The organism is Sphingomonas sp. DBB INV C78 (assembly GCF_042693015.1).
GTDB lineage: Bacteria > Pseudomonadota > Alphaproteobacteria > Sphingomonadales > Sphingomonadaceae > Sphingomonas_E.
Genome location: NZ_CP170544.1, coordinates 799,611 through 814,850, shown reverse-complemented (window position 1 = coordinate 814,850; position 15,240 = coordinate 799,611). Strand labels below are relative to the sequence as shown.

General features: G+C 64.4%; 17 protein-coding genes. 11 read left to right on the top strand and 6 right to left on the bottom strand.

Annotated elements, in window-relative coordinates; all coding sequences use genetic code 11:
* Nucleotides 1-36: 36 nt before the first annotated feature.
* The 3 genes from ACFB49_RS04055 to ACFB49_RS04045 are packed head-to-tail and all read left to right on the top strand — an operon-like array spanning nucleotide 37 to nucleotide 2,454.
* Complete coding sequence (locus ACFB49_RS04055; RefSeq protein WP_380876283.1) at nucleotides 37-825, top strand: SDR family NAD(P)-dependent oxidoreductase; 789 nt, start codon at nucleotides 37-39, stop codon at nucleotides 823-825.
* Nucleotides 822-1,868, top strand: a complete 1,047-nt coding sequence (locus tag ACFB49_RS04050; protein WP_380876280.1) for a zinc-binding dehydrogenase — start codon at nucleotides 822-824, stop codon at nucleotides 1,866-1,868. The genes ACFB49_RS04055 and ACFB49_RS04050 overlap by 4 nt, the downstream gene beginning before the upstream one ends.
* 13 nt (nucleotides 1,869-1,881) lie before the next feature.
* The gene (locus ACFB49_RS04045) at nucleotides 1,882-2,454 is read left to right on the top strand and encodes a VOC family protein (RefSeq protein ID WP_380876277.1); all 573 of its coding nucleotides are present in this window, start codon (nucleotides 1,882-1,884) and stop codon (nucleotides 2,452-2,454) included.
* Nucleotides 2,455-2,539: 85 nt separating this feature from the next.
* Here ACFB49_RS04045 and ACFB49_RS04040 read toward each other — a convergent pair whose 3' ends face one another.
* From ACFB49_RS04040 to ACFB49_RS04025, 4 genes are all read right to left on the bottom strand, one after another.
* A complete protein-coding gene (locus ACFB49_RS04040; protein WP_380876275.1) occupies nucleotides 2,540-3,040 on the bottom strand; it encodes a nuclear transport factor 2 family protein in 501 nt (166 codons plus the stop codon).
* A gap of 2 nt (nucleotides 3,041-3,042) precedes the next feature.
* Nucleotides 3,043-4,089: an NADP-dependent oxidoreductase gene (locus ACFB49_RS04035; protein WP_380876273.1), complete on the bottom strand. Its 1,047-nt coding sequence runs from the start codon at nucleotides 4,087-4,089 to the stop codon at nucleotides 3,043-3,045.
* Nucleotides 4,090-4,195: 106 nt separating this feature from the next.
* Nucleotides 4,196-4,900, bottom strand: a complete 705-nt coding sequence (locus ACFB49_RS04030; protein ID WP_380876269.1) for a DUF899 family protein — start codon at nucleotides 4,898-4,900, stop codon at nucleotides 4,196-4,198.
* Nucleotides 4,901-4,970: 70 nt separating this feature from the next.
* Nucleotides 4,971-5,336 (bottom strand): Rieske (2Fe-2S) protein, encoded by a 366-nt coding sequence (locus tag ACFB49_RS04025; protein WP_380876266.1) that lies wholly within the window; start codon nucleotides 5,334-5,336, stop codon nucleotides 4,971-4,973.
* A 138-nt stretch (nucleotides 5,337-5,474) separates the two neighbouring features.
* Here ACFB49_RS04025 and ACFB49_RS04020 point away from each other — a divergent pair, with 138 nt between their 5' ends.
* Nucleotides 5,475-6,485: an NADP-dependent oxidoreductase gene (locus tag ACFB49_RS04020; protein WP_380876263.1), complete on the top strand. Its 1,011-nt coding sequence runs from the start codon at nucleotides 5,475-5,477 to the stop codon at nucleotides 6,483-6,485.
* Nucleotides 6,486-6,613: 128 nt separating this feature from the next.
* Nucleotides 6,614-7,321 carry a response regulator gene (locus tag ACFB49_RS04015; protein WP_380876261.1) on the top strand — a complete coding sequence of 236 codons (708 nt, stop codon included), beginning with the start codon at nucleotides 6,614-6,616 and terminating at the stop codon, nucleotides 7,319-7,321.
* A 400-nt stretch (nucleotides 7,322-7,721) separates the two neighbouring features.
* On the opposite strand, the gene ACFB49_RS04010 is transcribed toward ACFB49_RS04015, so the two are convergent.
* Entirely contained in the window at nucleotides 7,722-8,078 is a 357-nt protein-coding gene (locus ACFB49_RS04010) for an EthD domain-containing protein (protein ID WP_380876258.1), read from the bottom strand.
* Nucleotides 8,078-9,184, bottom strand: a complete 1,107-nt coding sequence (locus ACFB49_RS04005; RefSeq protein WP_380876255.1) for an acyl-CoA dehydrogenase family protein — start codon at nucleotides 9,182-9,184, stop codon at nucleotides 8,078-8,080. The genes ACFB49_RS04010 and ACFB49_RS04005 overlap by 1 nt, the downstream gene beginning before the upstream one ends.
* Before the next feature lie 212 nt (nucleotides 9,185-9,396).
* On the opposite strand from ACFB49_RS04005, the gene ACFB49_RS04000 reads away from it, so the two are divergent.
* The 6 genes from ACFB49_RS04000 to ACFB49_RS03975 all read left to right on the top strand — a co-directional run bounded on the left by ACFB49_RS04000 (nucleotide 9,397) and on the right by ACFB49_RS03975 (nucleotide 15,235).
* Nucleotides 9,397-10,257 (top strand): LuxR C-terminal-related transcriptional regulator, encoded by an 861-nt coding sequence (locus tag ACFB49_RS04000; RefSeq protein ID WP_380876252.1) that lies wholly within the window; start codon nucleotides 9,397-9,399, stop codon nucleotides 10,255-10,257.
* Nucleotides 10,258-10,402: 145 nt separating this feature from the next.
* Entirely contained in the window at nucleotides 10,403-10,843 is a 441-nt protein-coding gene (locus tag ACFB49_RS03995) for a Zn-ribbon domain-containing OB-fold protein (protein WP_380876249.1), read from the top strand.
* The gene (locus ACFB49_RS03990; protein WP_380876247.1) at nucleotides 10,840-11,988 is read left to right on the top strand and encodes a thiolase family protein; all 1,149 of its coding nucleotides are present in this window, start codon (nucleotides 10,840-10,842) and stop codon (nucleotides 11,986-11,988) included. Before ACFB49_RS03995 ends, ACFB49_RS03990 begins: the two co-directional genes overlap by 4 nt.
* Before the next feature lie 5 nt (nucleotides 11,989-11,993).
* Nucleotides 11,994-13,202, top strand: a complete 1,209-nt coding sequence (locus tag ACFB49_RS03985; protein ID WP_380876244.1) for an acyl-CoA dehydrogenase family protein — start codon at nucleotides 11,994-11,996, stop codon at nucleotides 13,200-13,202.
* Between the two features lie 36 nt (nucleotides 13,203-13,238).
* On the top strand, nucleotides 13,239-14,201 hold the full coding sequence (locus ACFB49_RS03980) for a thiamine pyrophosphate-dependent dehydrogenase E1 component subunit alpha (RefSeq protein WP_380876242.1): 963 nt from the start codon (nucleotides 13,239-13,241) through the stop codon (nucleotides 14,199-14,201).
* Between the two features lie 17 nt (nucleotides 14,202-14,218).
* Nucleotides 14,219-15,235, top strand: a complete 1,017-nt coding sequence (locus ACFB49_RS03975; protein ID WP_380876239.1) for an alpha-ketoacid dehydrogenase subunit beta — start codon at nucleotides 14,219-14,221, stop codon at nucleotides 15,233-15,235.
* Nucleotides 15,236-15,240: the final 5 nt, after the last annotated feature.

Sequence of the window (15,240 nt, the reverse complement as noted above, 5' to 3'; positions counted from 1 at the left end):
CGGGCATAGTTCGCGCAACGATAGAGGGAGGATGGCGTGGGAACGCTCAAGGACAAGGTCGCCATCGTCACCGGCGCCGGCCGCGGCATAGGCCGCGCGATCGCGCACGCTTATGGCCGCGAAGGCGCGAAGGTGGTGGTCGCATCGCGCACGCCGGCGACGGTCGAGAAGGTCGCGCAGGAAATCCGCGATGCGGGCGGCGAGGCGATCGGCGTCGCCTGCGATGTCGGCAAGCGCGAGGATGTGATGGCCTGCGTCCAGAAGGCCGTCGACACCTATGGCACCGTCCATATCCTGGTGAACAACGCGCAGGGCTTCGGCACCGAGGCCAATCCCCAGCCCTCCACCGTCTTCGTCGCCTGCGAGGATACGGACGAGGCGGAGTGGGAATATACGCTGCGCACCGGCCCGACCGCGAGCCTGTGGTTTATGAAGGCGGTGTTCCCGCACATGAAGGCGCAGCAATACGGCAAGATCATCAACTTCGCCTCCTCCTCCGGCCAGATCGGGTTCGAGGGCAACACCTGCTACAACGCCGCCAAGGAGGCGATCCGCGCATTGAGCCGCACCGCGGCGCGCGAGTGGGGCCAGCACGGCATCAACGTCAACATCATCAACCCCGCGCTCGACACCCGCGCCTTCGACGCGTGGCGCGCGGCGCGGCCCGATTTCGTCGAGGCGCTGAAGGAGAAGATCCCGATGCGGCGACTGGGCGATCCCGATCGCGACGCCGGGCCGCTGGCGGTTTTCCTGGCAGGACCGGGATCGGATTATATGACCGGCAGCACCTTTATGCTCGAAGGCGGGATGCACACATTACCGTGAACGCGCCCGTCAACCGCCGCTGGCAGGTCGCCCGGCCTGCCGATGAAGGCGCCGCCAACGCCGCGGGCCTCGCGCTGACGGCGGACATGTTCGCGAAGGGCGAAGCCGAGCCGCCCGAACCCGGCCCCGGCGAACTGCTGATCCGGTCGGTCTATTTCTCGCCCGATCCGATGAACCATGCCTGGGTGCGGGGCATGCCCGGCAAGTTCGATCCGATCGCAGTGGGCGATGCGATGAAGGGCGGCCTTGCGGGGCGCGTGGTCGCGTCCAACCATCCCGACTGGAAGGTGGGCGACGGCGTCACCGGCTTCCTCGACTGGCAGGATTACAACGTCTCTGGCGGCACCGACCATATGGGCGCGCCGCTGCAACGCGTGCCGGCCGATGTGGCGCTGGCAAGCGGGCTTGGCGTGCTCGGCATGACCGGCTTCTGCGCCTGGTTCGGGCTGACCGAACTCGGCAAGCCCAAGCCCGGCGATACGGTGCTGGTTTCCGGCGCATCGGGGGCGATCGGTTCGATCGCTGGGCAGATTGCGCGGCTGGCGGGCACGCGTGTCATCGGCATTGCCCGTGGCGAGGCGAAATGCGCGCTGGTGAAGGGCCTCGGCTTCGACGCGGTGATCGACGCGAGCGGGGGCGATCTCGCCGCGCAGATCGGCGATCATGCGCCGCGGGGCGTCAACCTCTATTTCGACAATGTCGGCGGGCCGATGCTCGATGCAGCCCTGCTCAACCTCGCCCATGGTGCGCGGATCGTGATCTGCGGGGCGACCGCGCATTATGGCGGACCGACCGCGATCACCAACCATCTGATGCTGGCGATGCGCGGCGCGAGCATGGCGGGCTTCTTCTACTTCGATCACATCGCCCGCTGGGCCGAGGCGCGCGAACGGCTGCGCGGCTGGCTGGTCGACGGGTCGATCCGCGAGGCGCTGGACATAGCGGAGGGCTTCGACGCCGTGCCGCAAGCGGCGCTGGGCCAGTTCGCGGGCGGCAATATGGGGCGAAAGCTCGTGCGCATCGCCGATGATCCCTTCGGCTGAAAGGACGAACAAGATGACGGAAACCCGCCGGATGTTTCAGGAAGCCTATTTCGTCGCCAGCATCGACGAGGCCGCGCAATCATGGGCCGATGCTTACGGAGCAGGCCCCTTCTTCATGGTGCGTCACCATGAGACGGAGGAATTCTCCTACCGCGGCACGCCGGTCGAGGCCGATGTCTCCTACGCCTTCGGCTATCTGGGCGAGACGATGATCCAGTTCATCGAGCAGCATGACGACAAGCCGTCGATCTACCGGGACATGTATGCCGCGGGCGAAACGGGCTTCCACCATATCGCCTATCTCGTCTCCGATTTCGCCGCGGAACGGCAGCGTTGGCTCGATCTAGGCTATCAACTCGCCACGGAATTGTTCGCCGATGGCGTCAATGCGGCCTATTTCGATACGCGCGAACTGAATGGCGGCTTCACCGAGATCCACGGCGATCCGCCGCACATCATGGGCCTGTTCGGCGTCTGGAAACGCACCCACGACGCCCGCGACGACAGCACGCCGGCGACGATCGAGATCGGCGAAATGCGGACCTACGAGACGGCGCCGATGATGCCGTTTGTGGAGGTGGGCTGAGGCATTCCGGTTTGGCCCGAGGGGCATCTGGATATTGTCGTCATCCCAGCTTTCGCTGCCAAAAGAAGGGGGCGCCCCTTCGCCGTCACCCCCGCCAGGCCAGCGCATGCTCCGGCGATAGCCCGTCCCCGAAGTTCATCGGGCCGCCCCGATCATCCGCAGTCCGTTCGATCCGGTCGTAGAGGTTGAGGACATAAGTGAGGCCGGTCAGGCGCCATTCTCCGTTGCGCTGTTCGGCCCCGAAGAGGTAGCGGCCCCAGAAGATGTCGTCGATGCCCGGCGCGGGTGCGTCGGTGCGGCAGACCGTCACCGAGCCGGCGTCGATGCGGGCGCGGTCTCCGGCGAGCATGATGGTCGGCATCGCGAACATATGGAGACGGCGGGCATAGCCCTCCTCCAGTTCGGCGACGAAGCCGCGGAAGGCAGCCAGATCACCCTTGAACATACCGAAATCGAACTGCGCGTCGGGCCAGAACAGGGCGTCCAGCCGGCCCCAGTCCAGCCAGTCGATCAGATTGGCATAGTCGGCGACAAGCTCGCCGAGCCGGGCCTTCGCCAGCAAAGCGGTGATCGCGGCATCGGCCATCGTCAGGCGCCCTTCCAGCCGGCGAGCGTCGAAACGCTATCGTCCAGCCGCACCAGCGTCTTGCCGGTCGTCTCGCCCGACATCAGGCGGATGAAGGCCTGGGGCGTGCTTTCGAGTCCGGTCGAGACATTTTCGGTCGCGATCAACTCGCCCGAGCGCACCCAGCCGGCCAGCGCATCCTCCGCCTCATGCACCATATCCGCTGCCTCGAAGGCGAGGAAGCCGCGCATGGTGATGCGGTGGACAAGCACCTGCCAGATGTTGCGCAGCCGATAGGGATCGGTCTGGTGGTTATAATTGGCGATCATCCCGCACACCGGTATGCGCCCGAACGCCTTCATCCGCGGCAGCACGGTATCGAGCGTCACGCCGCCGACATTGTCGAAGTAGAGGTCGATGCCATCGGGGAAATGCTTGCGGATCTCGGCATCGAAATCGGCGCAGTCGCGATAGTTGATGGCACCGTGGAAGCCGAGCGTATCGGTGACGATCCTCGCTTTCTCGTCCGAGCTGACGGTGCCGACCACGCGGCAGCCCGAAAGCCTGGCGACCTGCCCCGCAACGCTGCCGACCGCGCCGGCCGCGGCGCTGATAAGCACCTCATCGCCCGACCGCATCTCGCCATAGCGCTTGAGGCCGACATAAGCGGTGATGCCCGACCAGCCGACCGCGCCCATATAGGCGGTGAGCGGCAGATCATCCTCGACCCGCACATTCTCGAACCCGACGCTGCCGGGGTTGAGGACCGAATATTCCTCCCAGCCGATGAAGCCGCGGCCATAATCGCCCTCGCGGAAATCGGGATTGCGCGATTTCACCACGCGGCCGAGCACCATCGTCGGGATCAGCCCACCGATCGCCACCGGCGGCATATAGCTTTCGACATCGTCGAGCATGCCGCGCACCGCCGGGTCGATCGCGAAGACCCGGTTTTCGAGCAGCACCTGCCCGTCCTCCAGCTCCGCGACCGGATTTTCCTCGATGCGGAAATTCTCGGGGTCGGGCACGCCATCGGGGCGCGATGCGAGCACGATGCGGCGGTTGATCATGGCGGTCCTCTCCAAATTCGGGAGGGACGCTAACAGCCGTTCGTCCGCGCGGATGACTGGCAGTTTGGAGAGGTGAAGGGCGAACGCGGCTGCGACCGCCAAACCCTCAATAGCTCAACTTGGGATACCAGTCCGTTCCGCGACCTTCCGGCGTGAAATCGAGGATATTCCACAGCGGGGCGATGTCGATCGGTCCGCGCGGATCCTGCCCCGGATCGGCGGCCGCGGCCGGCATCTCGCCTGCATAAAACAAGCGGATCGTGTCGCCGTCCCGGCGATAGACGGTAAAGGCGGGGTCTTCAAAACCCTGGTCGTTCAGCAGCCCGAGATCATGGGCATAATCGTCGCCGATGGTCTGGACGAAATCGAGATCGCGCCAGCCGCGTTCGGCGGCAAACGCTTTCTGCCTGTCCACCGGGCTGCGCCCGAGGATTTTCAACGCCGCGCGCTGCTTGATGTCTTTGGCATTGCCATCGACGCCGCCAAGCCAGTTGGTGCACATCGGGCATGGCCGTTCACGTTGCGGGCCGAACATCCAGAAATAGGTGATGAGCGTATCATGATCGCCGAACAGATCGGCGAGGCCGACATCCTCGCCCTTCTCGTCACGGAAGCGATAATCCTTGTCGATCACCGGCCCCGGCGGCAGCGCCTGGCGCTGTTCGGCAAGACGCGTCAGGTGGCGACGGACCTCTATCTCCTCGGCCATCAGCGCCCGGCGGGCGGCGGCATATTCCGCGCTTTCACCCGGAAAGACGGATTCGCGTAGCGCGGCCAGTTCCTCCGCGGGCTTCAAGGGGGTCGCGGTCATTTATCTCTCCGGCTGTCGACGGACATGCGTCCGACAACCGGGGATCAACTCTTCGGTTCCGCAAAAGCCGTCAGTTGAGCGGTTTCACCGGCAGATGCTCGGCGCCGGGCGCGGCATCGGGGACGGCGACTTCGATCCAGCCTTCGGCATCTTCGCGGAAGGGGAAGAGCATCAGCGGCTTGTAACCCGCCCCGCCCAGGCATTCGCCGGTATCGAGCTTGAAGCGTGCGCCGTGGAGCGGGCACATCACCGATCCCCGCCGCACCCGGCCTTCCGGCGCGAGCGCGGAGGCGGCGTGCGTGCAGCGGTTGATCATGACATGGAGCTTGCCTTCTTCCCGGCAGACGAACAGCGGCCAGCGGTTGACGACGAAAGGCAGCATCGCCTTTTCCTCGACCTCATCCACCTTGACCACGCGATGAAAAGTCTCGCTCATCCCCGGAACCGCCCGCCTCTCCGCCATTCTTGTCGTCTCCGACGCTGAAGCCTTGCGCGCCGGGCCACAATTGATGCTTGTCATAGCTGCCACAGACCGGCGGCAGACGCCATGGTCCCGGCCCGGAGGAGGACCCGAATGGCCGAGACGAACCGTTACTGGCAGCTTGCCGCGCACCCCGAAGGCACCGACTTCGCATCGGCGATCAAGCTGGTCGAGGAGGCGATGCCCGAGCCCGGCGACCGCCAGATCCTCATCCGCAACCTGTGGCTCTCGCTCGACGCCGGCACGCGGATGTGGATGACCGCGCGAGAGGACAGCTACATGGCCCCCACCCCGCTCGGCAGCAAGGTGATCGGCTTCGTGCTCGGCCGCGTCGTCGCGTCGCGCCACCCGGATTATGCGCCGGGCGATCTCGTGCGCGCTTATGGCCAATGGGCGGACCATTCGGTGCTGATCCCCGATCTCGGCGACATCTGGAAACTCGAGACGATCGCCGACATGCGCCAGCATTTCGCGGTGCTCGGGCCGAACGGCTGGACGGCCTATGTCGGCCTCAACGAATATGGCCGGGTGCGGCCGGGCGAGACAGTGCTGGTGTCGGCCGCCGCAGGCGCGACCGGCCTGCTCGCGGCGCAGTTTGCGCGGGAGATGGGTTGTCGCGTGATCGGCATCGCCGGCGGGGCGGAGAAATGCGCGATGCTGACGGGGCGCTACGGGCTCGCGGCGGCGATCGACTATAAGGCGGAGGATGTGGCGGCACGGCTGGCCGCCATCGCGCCCGCTGGCGTCGACTGCTATTTCGATTGCGTCGGCGGGCCGATGCTCGACGATGTGCTGCCCAACATGGCGATGAACGGCCGCGTGGCGGTGTGCGGGCTGATCTCAACCTATGACCAGGCGGAACGATCCGGCCCCAAGACCTTCGATCTCGTGCTGATGAAGCGGCTGACGATCGCCGGCTTCTTCTCGCCCGATTTCTATTTCCGGGGCGAAGAGATCAACCGGTTGACGCGGCCCTGGCTGGATGCGGGCCGCGTGGGGATGGAGTTCGACGTGACCGACGGCCTGGAAAACACGCTCACGGCTTATGGCAAGCTGTTCAGCGGCGGCAATGTCGGCAAGACGATGGTGCGGCTGGCCGAATAGGACTAATCCCGACCGCCCCTCCATACTAATCTGGATCAAATTTCGCAGCAAATACACTCGCGATCAGGGCTTTTCCTGATGGCGGCAAGGCCGGCCGAGGCCCAGCATCTTCCGATGGCGGCAACGTCATGACGAAAGAGGTGAAACAGGCTGTCGATGAGCTGGCGATGAATATCCGGGTGCCTTCAACCCCGCGGCGCATCCTGATCGCGGACCGGCAGGAAATCCTGCGTAAGGGTGTGCGCACGCTGATCGGCGGGCGGGGGGATTGGCAGATAATCGCGGACACATCGGACGGCGAAGCTGCGTTCGAGTTCGCGCTGGCCTATAGCGCCGACATCGTCATCACCGATTATGCGCTGCCTGGCATCAATGGCCTGGAGCTCACCCACCGGTTGAGGGAGCATCTGCCCGATATCGAGATACTCTTCTACACGCTGGACGAGCGCAATTATCTGATGTTCCAGGCCTTGCGGGCGGGTGCGCGCGGCTATCTGCTAAAATCGGAGCCTGAAGGCCATCTGGTCGACGCCGTCGAGGCGCTGGCCGCGCACCGGCCCTATCTCTCGCCCAGCGTATCGCAGACCATGCTCGATTGCTGGATGAGCGCGCAGAGCGGGGCGCAGGAACGCAACCGCCTGGAACTGAGCAGCCGCGAGCGGCAGATCGTCCAGATGATCGCCGAGGGGCGTCAGAACAAGGAAATCGCCAGCCTGTTGAGCATCAGCAGCAAGACGGTGGAAACCCATCGCGCCATCTGCATGCGCAAGCTGGGCATATCCTCGACGTCGGACATCGTCCGCTACGCGATCCGCAGCAATCTCATCCAGGCTTGATCGGGTCGGTAGGCTTCCGGCCGCCGAGGGGGGGATTGGCGACCGGAAGCACCGGGGGTCACCAGGCTCGCGGCGCTGGTGGTAAAGCATTATCCACAGGAATGGCCTCGCAATCAAATGTCGAATCGTTGCGAAGCGAAAAATATTAACTGACACCAATGAAAATAATGACATCTGCCGGCCGCCAAGGCAGCAGCAGTCAATAAGCTTGGGATATCAGTCAGCTCCCGAAGTGAGCGAATATCACTTTTACTTGAAAACAAACAAAACTGTCTGCGATTTTCTTGTGAAGATGCCGATTTCCTTTACGGAATCCGGATATTTTGGCCCGCTCCCGAAACGATGATGCGGAGCTGCATAAACATGCGGTGCGCGGAAAAACGGACGGACCGCGTTCCGCTCACAGCATGGATTCATGCTCTTCGACGAAGAAATGGCGGTGCATCATGCGATCGAACACGCGCTCTTCATCCTCGGCGATCTCCGCGGCGATCGTGGGCGTGGCGAGATAGGCCATGGTCGCGTCGAAGGTCGCGCGATCGGCGAACCATATCTCCATGATCACGTCATGATCGGGCTCGTCCGCCTCGCCGGTGATCGGATTGGGCATGGGCTGGACGTAGCGCCGCATATAGCGCAGCGCCCTTCCCTTCAGATATTTCTCGCCGATGCGCCGGTGGTTGCGTTCATAATAATCGATGAATTCGGCCCTGCTCATGCCCGGACGGCGTTTGAGCAGGGTGACGAACTTCAGCATCAGTGCCGGCTTGCCGAAAGTTGGACATAACGGCGCAATTCCCAATCGCTGTCGCCGAGCAGCGAAGCCAGCAGCAGCACGCGCTTGAACGCCTGCCCCACCATCAGTTCCTCAGTCGTGCCGATACCGCCGTGGAGCTGGATCGCATCCTCGCCCAGTTCGATGGCGCGAGCGGCGATGAAGGCCTTGGCGCCGGCCACGGCCTCCGCATGTCCGGGATCGGACGGCGCGATCGCCGCGGCGCGATAGAGGTGCGAGCGGCTGAGCTCCAACCGCGAATAATTGTCGGCCATGCGATGCTGGATCGCCTGAAACTGGCCGATCGCCTGGCCGAACTGGTTGCGCGTCTTCACATAATCGAGCGTCGCATCGAACATCATGTTCATCAGCCCGACCAGTTCCGCGCTGATCGCCAGCCGGGTATCGTCGAGCGCGCGTTCGAGCGTGCGGAGATCGCCAGGCAACGGCTCGGCCGCGACCTGGCGGAAGACGAGGTCGCTCGCGGCGGAGCCGTCGGCCATCCGATAATCCCGCCGTTCCAGCCCGTCGGCATCGGCGGCGACCAGATAGAGGCCGACGACACCCTTTTCCGACCGTGCCGAGACGATGAAGGCATCCGCGAACGGACCGCCGAGCACCATCTGCTTGCCGCCGTCGATCCGCGCCTTGCCGCCGTTCGCGGCCACCCGCGTCGCGACCGACAGTTCGTTGAAGCGGGCATTATGTTCGGCATGGGCGAGCGCCACGAAGCCGCTGCCATCGATCAGCCGCGGCAGCCATTCCGCCTTCTGCTCGTCCGATCCGGCGCGCGCGAGCACTCCGCCGGCCAGCACGATCACCGGCAGCACCGGTTCGGTCATGGCGCTGCGGCCCACAGCCTCCATCACGGTGATCAGCGTATCGCTGCCGCCACCGAGGCCGCCAAGTTCCTCTGCAAAGGGAAAAGCGAGCAGGCCGGTTTCGGCCATGAGCTGCCAGCCTTCGGCCGAAAATCCCCGCGCTTCCTCCACATAACGCAATCGCTTGACCGCGTCGTAGCGATCGCCGGCATATCTATCTATCAGGTCGCGGAGCAGCCTCTGCTCTTCGCTCAGGTCAAAGTTCAAGCGTCCTTCCCCCAGGCTGGGCTGGCCAGACAGGCACGGCCCCCGAGTTTCTGATCCGGAGATAAGCCCGTCGCGACGGGGCGGGTGCCTGCCCTTTCCGATAGTTTGCCCCGGAGGCTCGACACGAAACCTGTGATTAGTCGTAGGTTCCGGTCTATTGTCGCCCCCCGGCCCTGCGAGTATCGTCAGGTTTGGAGAGGACAGGCGACGCAATGATCGCCTGCGAAGATCGGGGTCACGCGATGGAACAGCAGACCGACTTCGTGCCGCGCAACAGCATTGGCACTACCGAAATTCAGAATGCGGCGGATATCCGCCTGGCGGCCGAGGCGCTGCGCGACATCGCCCGCGATTTCGGCAACTTCCGGGTGGCCGCCTGCGACAATATCGCATCTAAGATGCCGATGCATGATGCTGACGGCAATGTGCTCGCCTTCGATATCTTCGGCTGGCCGGAATCGAAGGAGCAATGGTGGAAGAAGCCGCTTCTGGCGCTGACTTCACCGCTGCCGATCGCCTGCCGCTATGAGGCCGATCCCTTCTGGGCCAATGCCGACGGCATCCACACCCGCGGGCCCAACCCGCTGCTGGAATCGATCGACCTCAGCCATTTCGCCGACATGGTGAATGCGCGCGCGGTGATCACCGTGCCGATTCACCTGCCTTTCGGCCAGATCGGCGCAGTCAGCTTCTCGCCGATCGACGACACGCGCACCGATCTGTCGCGCGAGTTCGAAACCTATGTCGATCAGCTCGAATATCATTCGCGCCGTTTCATCACCGGCTATTCGCGGGTGATGAGCCGCCGGCCGTGGATCCCCAAGGATTGCCGCCTGTCCAAGCGCGAGGTGGAATGCCTGCGCTGGGCCGCCGTCGGCAAGACGGACGTGGAGATCGCGATGATCATCCGGCGGAGCTGCGCCACGGTGCGCTTCCACATCCATAACGCCGCGACCAAGCTGGAGGCGGTGAACCGCAGCCAGACGGTGTTCAAGGCGACGCAGCTCGGCTTCCTGGGCAGCGTTGCGGTGATGCCGACGGAATCCGACATGGGGCTTATCCACCACGCCTGACGGCGCTCTTCGGGTCGAAAATCAAAGCTACCGTCACCCCGCAATTTGCGGGGTGACTTGCGTTGGGCGCTGCGCATCACAGGGTTTCGACCGGCAACCTATGCTTTCTTACAGAAGAATAAGCCGGGGCCTTTTCCCATAGTCGATGACATCAAGTTCATCCTCGTGGAGCAATCCCATTTCCGATCATCTCGCCATCGCCGACGGCCTGTTCACCGAAGAGGACGCCCCCTGCCTGATCGGCGGGCGCGACCGGGCGACGAGGAAGATCACTTTCCCCTGCCCCGACGATATCGAGCGGTTCGAACCGGTGAAGCTGCCGCGGCAGGGCAAGATCTGGTCGTGGACGGTGCAGCGCTTCCGGCCCAAATCCCCGCCCTATATCGGGCCTGAGGAGTTTAAGCCCTTCGCGGTCGGCTATGTCGAGTTGCCCGGTGCCGTGATCGTCGAGGCGCGGCTCGCCAATATCGCTTTCGATGAACTCAAGATCGGGCTGCCGGTGGAAACGGTGCTGATCCCCTTCGCCAGCGATGCGGCGGGCAAGGCGCTGATCACCTACGCCTTCCAGCCTGTGGGAGGTGCATGATGGGCGACGTGTTCATCGTCGGCGCGGGCATCCACCCCTTTGGACGCACGGACGGTCGGAGCGGCCTGCAGCAAGGTGCTTTTGCCGTCCGTCAGGCGCTGTCCGACGTCGGGCTCGACTGGAGCGACGTGCAGTTCGGCTATGGAGGCTCCGATGCTTCCGGCAACGCCGACACGATCGTCAACGAATTGGGGCTGACCGGCCTGCAGTTCATCAACGTCAAGAATGGCTGCGCGACCGGGGGGTCCGCACTGTTCGGCGCGTTCAGCGGCATCGCTTCGGGCCAGTTCGATCTGGGCGTCGCGATCGGTTTCGACAAGCATCCGCGCGGCGCCTTCAATGCGCTGCCGTCCGAATACAGCCTGCCCGAATGGTATGGCGAAACCGGGCTGATGCTGACGACGCAATTCTTCGCGATGAAGATCAACCGTTACATGGAAGCGCATGGAATCAGCCGCACGTCGCTGGGCCGTGTCGCCGAAAAGGCCTTCATCAACGGCGCTTCGGCGGAGCATGCCTGGCGGCGCGATCCGGTGGAGATCGAGACGATCCTGGGCAGCCAGATGGTGAGCGATCCGCTGACCAAGTTCATGTTCTGCTCGCCTGCAGAAGGCGGCGTCGCCCTGATCCTCGCCAGCGAGAAGAAGGCGCGCGAATTGGGCCGCGATCAGATCCGCATCAAGGCCGCTTGCGTGCGCAGCCGGCCGCCCGGTTCGTTCGAGGTCTTCTCGCCGAGCCTCGACATCGAACGCGGCGTATCGCCGACCGTGATCGCCTCGCGCGCGGCGTTCGAAACCGCCGGCATCGGGCCGCAAGACATTGATGTCGCGCAGATCCAAGACACGGAGTCCGGCGCCGAAATCATGCACATGGCCGAAAACGGCTTCTGCAAGGATGGCGAGCAGGAGGAATGGCTGGCCGAAGGCTGGAGCCGGGTGAACGGCAAGCTGCCGATCAACACCGATGGCGGTTGCCTGGCCTGCGGCGAGCCGATCGGCGCATCCGGCCTGCGCCAGGTCTATGAGAATGTCGTCCAGCTTCGCGGCGCCGGCGGCGGGCGGCAGGCGCAGAACGATCCCAAAACCGCTTATACCCATGTCTATGGCGCGCCCGGCGTGTCCGGCGTGACCATCCTGGAGCGCTGACGGCCGTGGAACTCGCTTTCTCCCCCGAAGACGAAGCCTTCCGCCAGGAAGTCCGCGCGTTCCTCGACGAGCATCTGCCCGAACATCTGCGCGCGGGTATGCGCGCAACGCCATCTGTATTCGTCGAGCCCGATATCGGCGGCGAATGGCAGCGCATCCTCAACCACAAAGGCTGGCTGGCTTATAACTGGCCCAAGGAGTGCGGCGGCACTGGCTGGACGCCTGTGCAGCGCTACATCTTCGAGAAGGAATGCGCGCTCGCTGATGCACCCGGCCTGCCGGTGCTGGGCCTGAAGCTGCTCGGTCCGGTCATCTGCCGCTTCGGCACCGAAAAGCAGAAGCGCGAAATTCTGCCGCGCATCCTCAATTGCGACGATTATTGGTGCCAGGGCTTCTCCGAGCCGGGATCTGGATCGGATCTTGCCAGCCTGAAGACCCGCGCCGAGAACCGCGGCGACCATTATGTCATCAACGGCCGCAAGCTGTGGACGACGCACGCCCACCATGCGACGCACATGTTCTGCCTCGCGCGCACCGATCCGGCAGCAAAGCCGCAGCGCGGCATCAGCTTCATCCTGATCGACATGCGCCAGCCGGGCATCGAGGTGCGGCCGATCCGCGGTCTTGCCGGCGACCATGAGGTCAACGAGGTTTTCATCGACGATGCGATCGCGCCGATCGAAAATCTCGTCGGCGAGGAAGGCAGCGGCTGGACCATCGCCAAGTTCCTGCTGGAAAATGAGCGCGGCGGCGCCTGCCATGCGCCGAAGCTGCTCTCTGACCTCGCCAAGCTGCGCAAGGAAGCGGCGCGCGAACCCGACGGCATGGGCGGCACGATGGCGCAGGACGGCGCCTTCATGGCGGACCTCGCCCGCACCGAACTGGAGGCGCAGGCGCTAGAGATGACCGAACTGCGCATCCTTGCCGAGATCGCCAAGGGCCTGCCGCCCGGACCGCAGACATCGCTAACCAAATTGGTTGCATCCGATCTGCGCCAGGCCGTCGACGGATTGGCGGTGCGACTGTTCGGTTATGCCGGCCTGATGCTGGAGGGCCAGCGGCCGCTATACGGCAATGAAAGCCCGGAACCGCTCTACGGCAAGGCGGCTCAGCTTGCCGCGCCGCGCTATCTCAACAGCCGCGCCTGGTCCATCTTCGGAGGAACCAATGAGGTTCAGCGTGGCATCATCGCCAAGACCGTGCTGGGCCTGTAGCCTGACGCCAAAGAACACGCTGGAGAGGAAAGCGACATGCAACTCAGCCGGGAAGCCCTGCTTCAGGCCTATCGCCAGATGAAGACGATCCGCGCGTTCGAGGATCGGCTGCACGACGAGATCCAGACCGGCGAGATCGCCGGCTTCACCCACCTTTATGCGGGCCAAGAAGCCTGCGCCGTCGGGGTGTGCGAGAATCTCGGGCCGAAGGACTTCATCATCTCCACCCATCGCGGCCATGGCCATTGCATCGCCAAGGGCTGCGACGTGATCGGCATGATGAAGGAGATCTACGGCAGCCGCGAAGGCCTGTGCAAAGGCCGGGGCGGATCGATGCACATTGCCGATGTTGAGGTCGGCATGCTCGGCGCGAACGGCATCGTCGGCGCGGGCGCGCCGCTCGCGGTGGGCGCCGGCATCACCGCCAAGAGCAACGGCACCGTCTCGATCGCCTTTTCGGGCGACGGCGCGTGCAACCAGGGGACGACCTTCGAGGCGATGAACCTGGCGGTGGTGCTCAAGCTGCCGGTGATCTTCGTGTTCGAGAACAACCATTATTCCGAGCATACCGGCGTCGCTTATGCGGTCGGCGCGGAGAATATGGCGGTGCGCGCCCGCGCCTTCGGGATGCGCGCGGAAATGGCCGACGGCATCGATTTCTTCACCGTCCATGACGCGATGCGCGAGCTGATCGAATATTGCAAAGCCGGCAACGGCCCCGCCGCGATCGAACTCGATACCGAGCGCTTCTACGGCCATTTCGAAGGCGATCCGCAGCGTTATCGCGGGCCCGGCGAGCTCGATCGCATCCGCGAGGAACGCGACAGCCTGAAGGTGTTCCGCAAGAAGGTGACGGAAGCGGGCCTGCTGGAACATGCCGACATCGACCAGGTCGATGAAGAGGTGATGGCGCTGATCGACCGCGCCGTCGAGGAGGCCAAGGCTGGCGAACGGCCCGGGCCAGAGCACGTCGTCGAAGACGTTTACATCAGCTATTGAGCGGGGGACCGACGACCATGGCAACCAAGATGATCCGCGAAGTCATCGTCGAGACGATCGACGCGGAAATGGCGCGCGACCCCGATGTCATCATGCTCGGCGAGGATATTGTCGGCGGCAACGGATCGGCCGGCGGGCCGGAAGCGATCGGCGGTATCTGGAGCACCTCAACCGGCCTGTGGGGCAAATATGGCCCGGACCGGGTGATCGACACGCCCATTTCGGAAAGCGCCATCATCGGCGCCGCCGCAGGTGCGTCGCTGAGCGGCAAGCGCGCCATCGCCGAGATTATGTTCGCCGACTTCATCGGCGTCTGCCTGGACCAGATCTGGAACCAGGTCGCGAAGTTCCGTTACATGTTCGGCGGCAAATCGCGCTGCCCGGTAACGATCCGCATGGTCTATGGCGCGGGCTTCAACGCCGCTGCGCAGCACAGCCAGTCGATCCACGCGATGGTGACGGCGATGCCCGGGCTGAAGGTGGTGATGCCCTCCACTCCCGCCGACGCCAAGGGGCTGCTGACCGCCGCGATCCGTGACGATGATCCGGTGATCTTCCTCGAGCACAAGGCGCTCTACGCCACCCGCGGCGATGTGCCCGACGGCGAATATATCCTGCCCTTCGGGCATGCCCGGCAGGTGACGCAGGGCGACGACGTCACCGTCCTCGCCACCGGCCTGATGGTCGGCTTCGCTGAGCGCGCGGCCAAAAATCTCGCCGAGGAAGGCATCGGCTGCGACCTCATCGACCTGCGCACCACCAGCCCGCTGGACGAGGAGGCGATCCTCGACAGCGTGGAACGGACCGGCCGGCTGATGATCGTCGACGAAAGCCCGCCCCGCTGCGGCCTCGCCACCGATCTCGCTGCGCTCGTCGCCAGCAAGGCCTTCGCTTCGTTGCGTGCGCCGATCGAGCTGGTCACCGCGCCGCACAGCCCGATCCCCTTCGCCCGCGAGCTTGAATCCGCCTACCTCCCCTCCAGCGACAAGATCGAGGCCGCTGCGCTTCGGCTCATGTCCTACCGGCGGGGATAGAAAAG

Bases quoted from the DNA above. Each gene is read 5' to 3' on its own strand.
- ACFB49_RS04045 (WP_380876277.1), top strand. From the start codon at position 1,882: ATGACGGAAACCCGCCGGATGTTTCAGGAAGCCTATTTCGTCGCCAGC.
- ACFB49_RS04040 (WP_380876275.1), bottom strand. From the start codon at position 3,040: ATGGCCGATGCCGCGATCACCGCTTTGCTGGCGAAGGCCCGGCTCGGC.
- ACFB49_RS04035 (WP_380876273.1), bottom strand. From the start codon at position 4,089: ATGATCAACCGCCGCATCGTGCTCGCATCGCGCCCCGATGGCGTGCCC.
- ACFB49_RS04030 (WP_380876269.1), bottom strand. From the start codon at position 4,900: ATGACCGCGACCCCCTTGAAGCCCGCGGAGGAACTGGCCGCGCTACGC.
- ACFB49_RS04025 (WP_380876266.1), bottom strand. From the start codon at position 5,336: ATGAGCGAGACTTTTCATCGCGTGGTCAAGGTGGATGAGGTCGAGGAA.
- ACFB49_RS04020 (WP_380876263.1), top strand. From the start codon at position 5,475: ATGGCCGAGACGAACCGTTACTGGCAGCTTGCCGCGCACCCCGAAGGC.
- ACFB49_RS04015 (WP_380876261.1), top strand. From the start codon at position 6,614: ATGACGAAAGAGGTGAAACAGGCTGTCGATGAGCTGGCGATGAATATC.
- ACFB49_RS04010 (WP_380876258.1), bottom strand. From the start codon at position 8,078: ATGCTGAAGTTCGTCACCCTGCTCAAACGCCGTCCGGGCATGAGCAGG.
- ACFB49_RS04000 (WP_380876252.1), top strand. From the start codon at position 9,397: ATGATCGCCTGCGAAGATCGGGGTCACGCGATGGAACAGCAGACCGAC.
- ACFB49_RS03995 (WP_380876249.1), top strand. From the start codon at position 10,403: ATGACATCAAGTTCATCCTCGTGGAGCAATCCCATTTCCGATCATCTC.
- ACFB49_RS03990 (WP_380876247.1), top strand. From the start codon at position 10,840: ATGATGGGCGACGTGTTCATCGTCGGCGCGGGCATCCACCCCTTTGGA.
- ACFB49_RS03980 (WP_380876242.1), top strand. From the start codon at position 13,239: ATGCAACTCAGCCGGGAAGCCCTGCTTCAGGCCTATCGCCAGATGAAG.
- ACFB49_RS03975 (WP_380876239.1), top strand. From the start codon at position 14,219: ATGGCAACCAAGATGATCCGCGAAGTCATCGTCGAGACGATCGACGCG.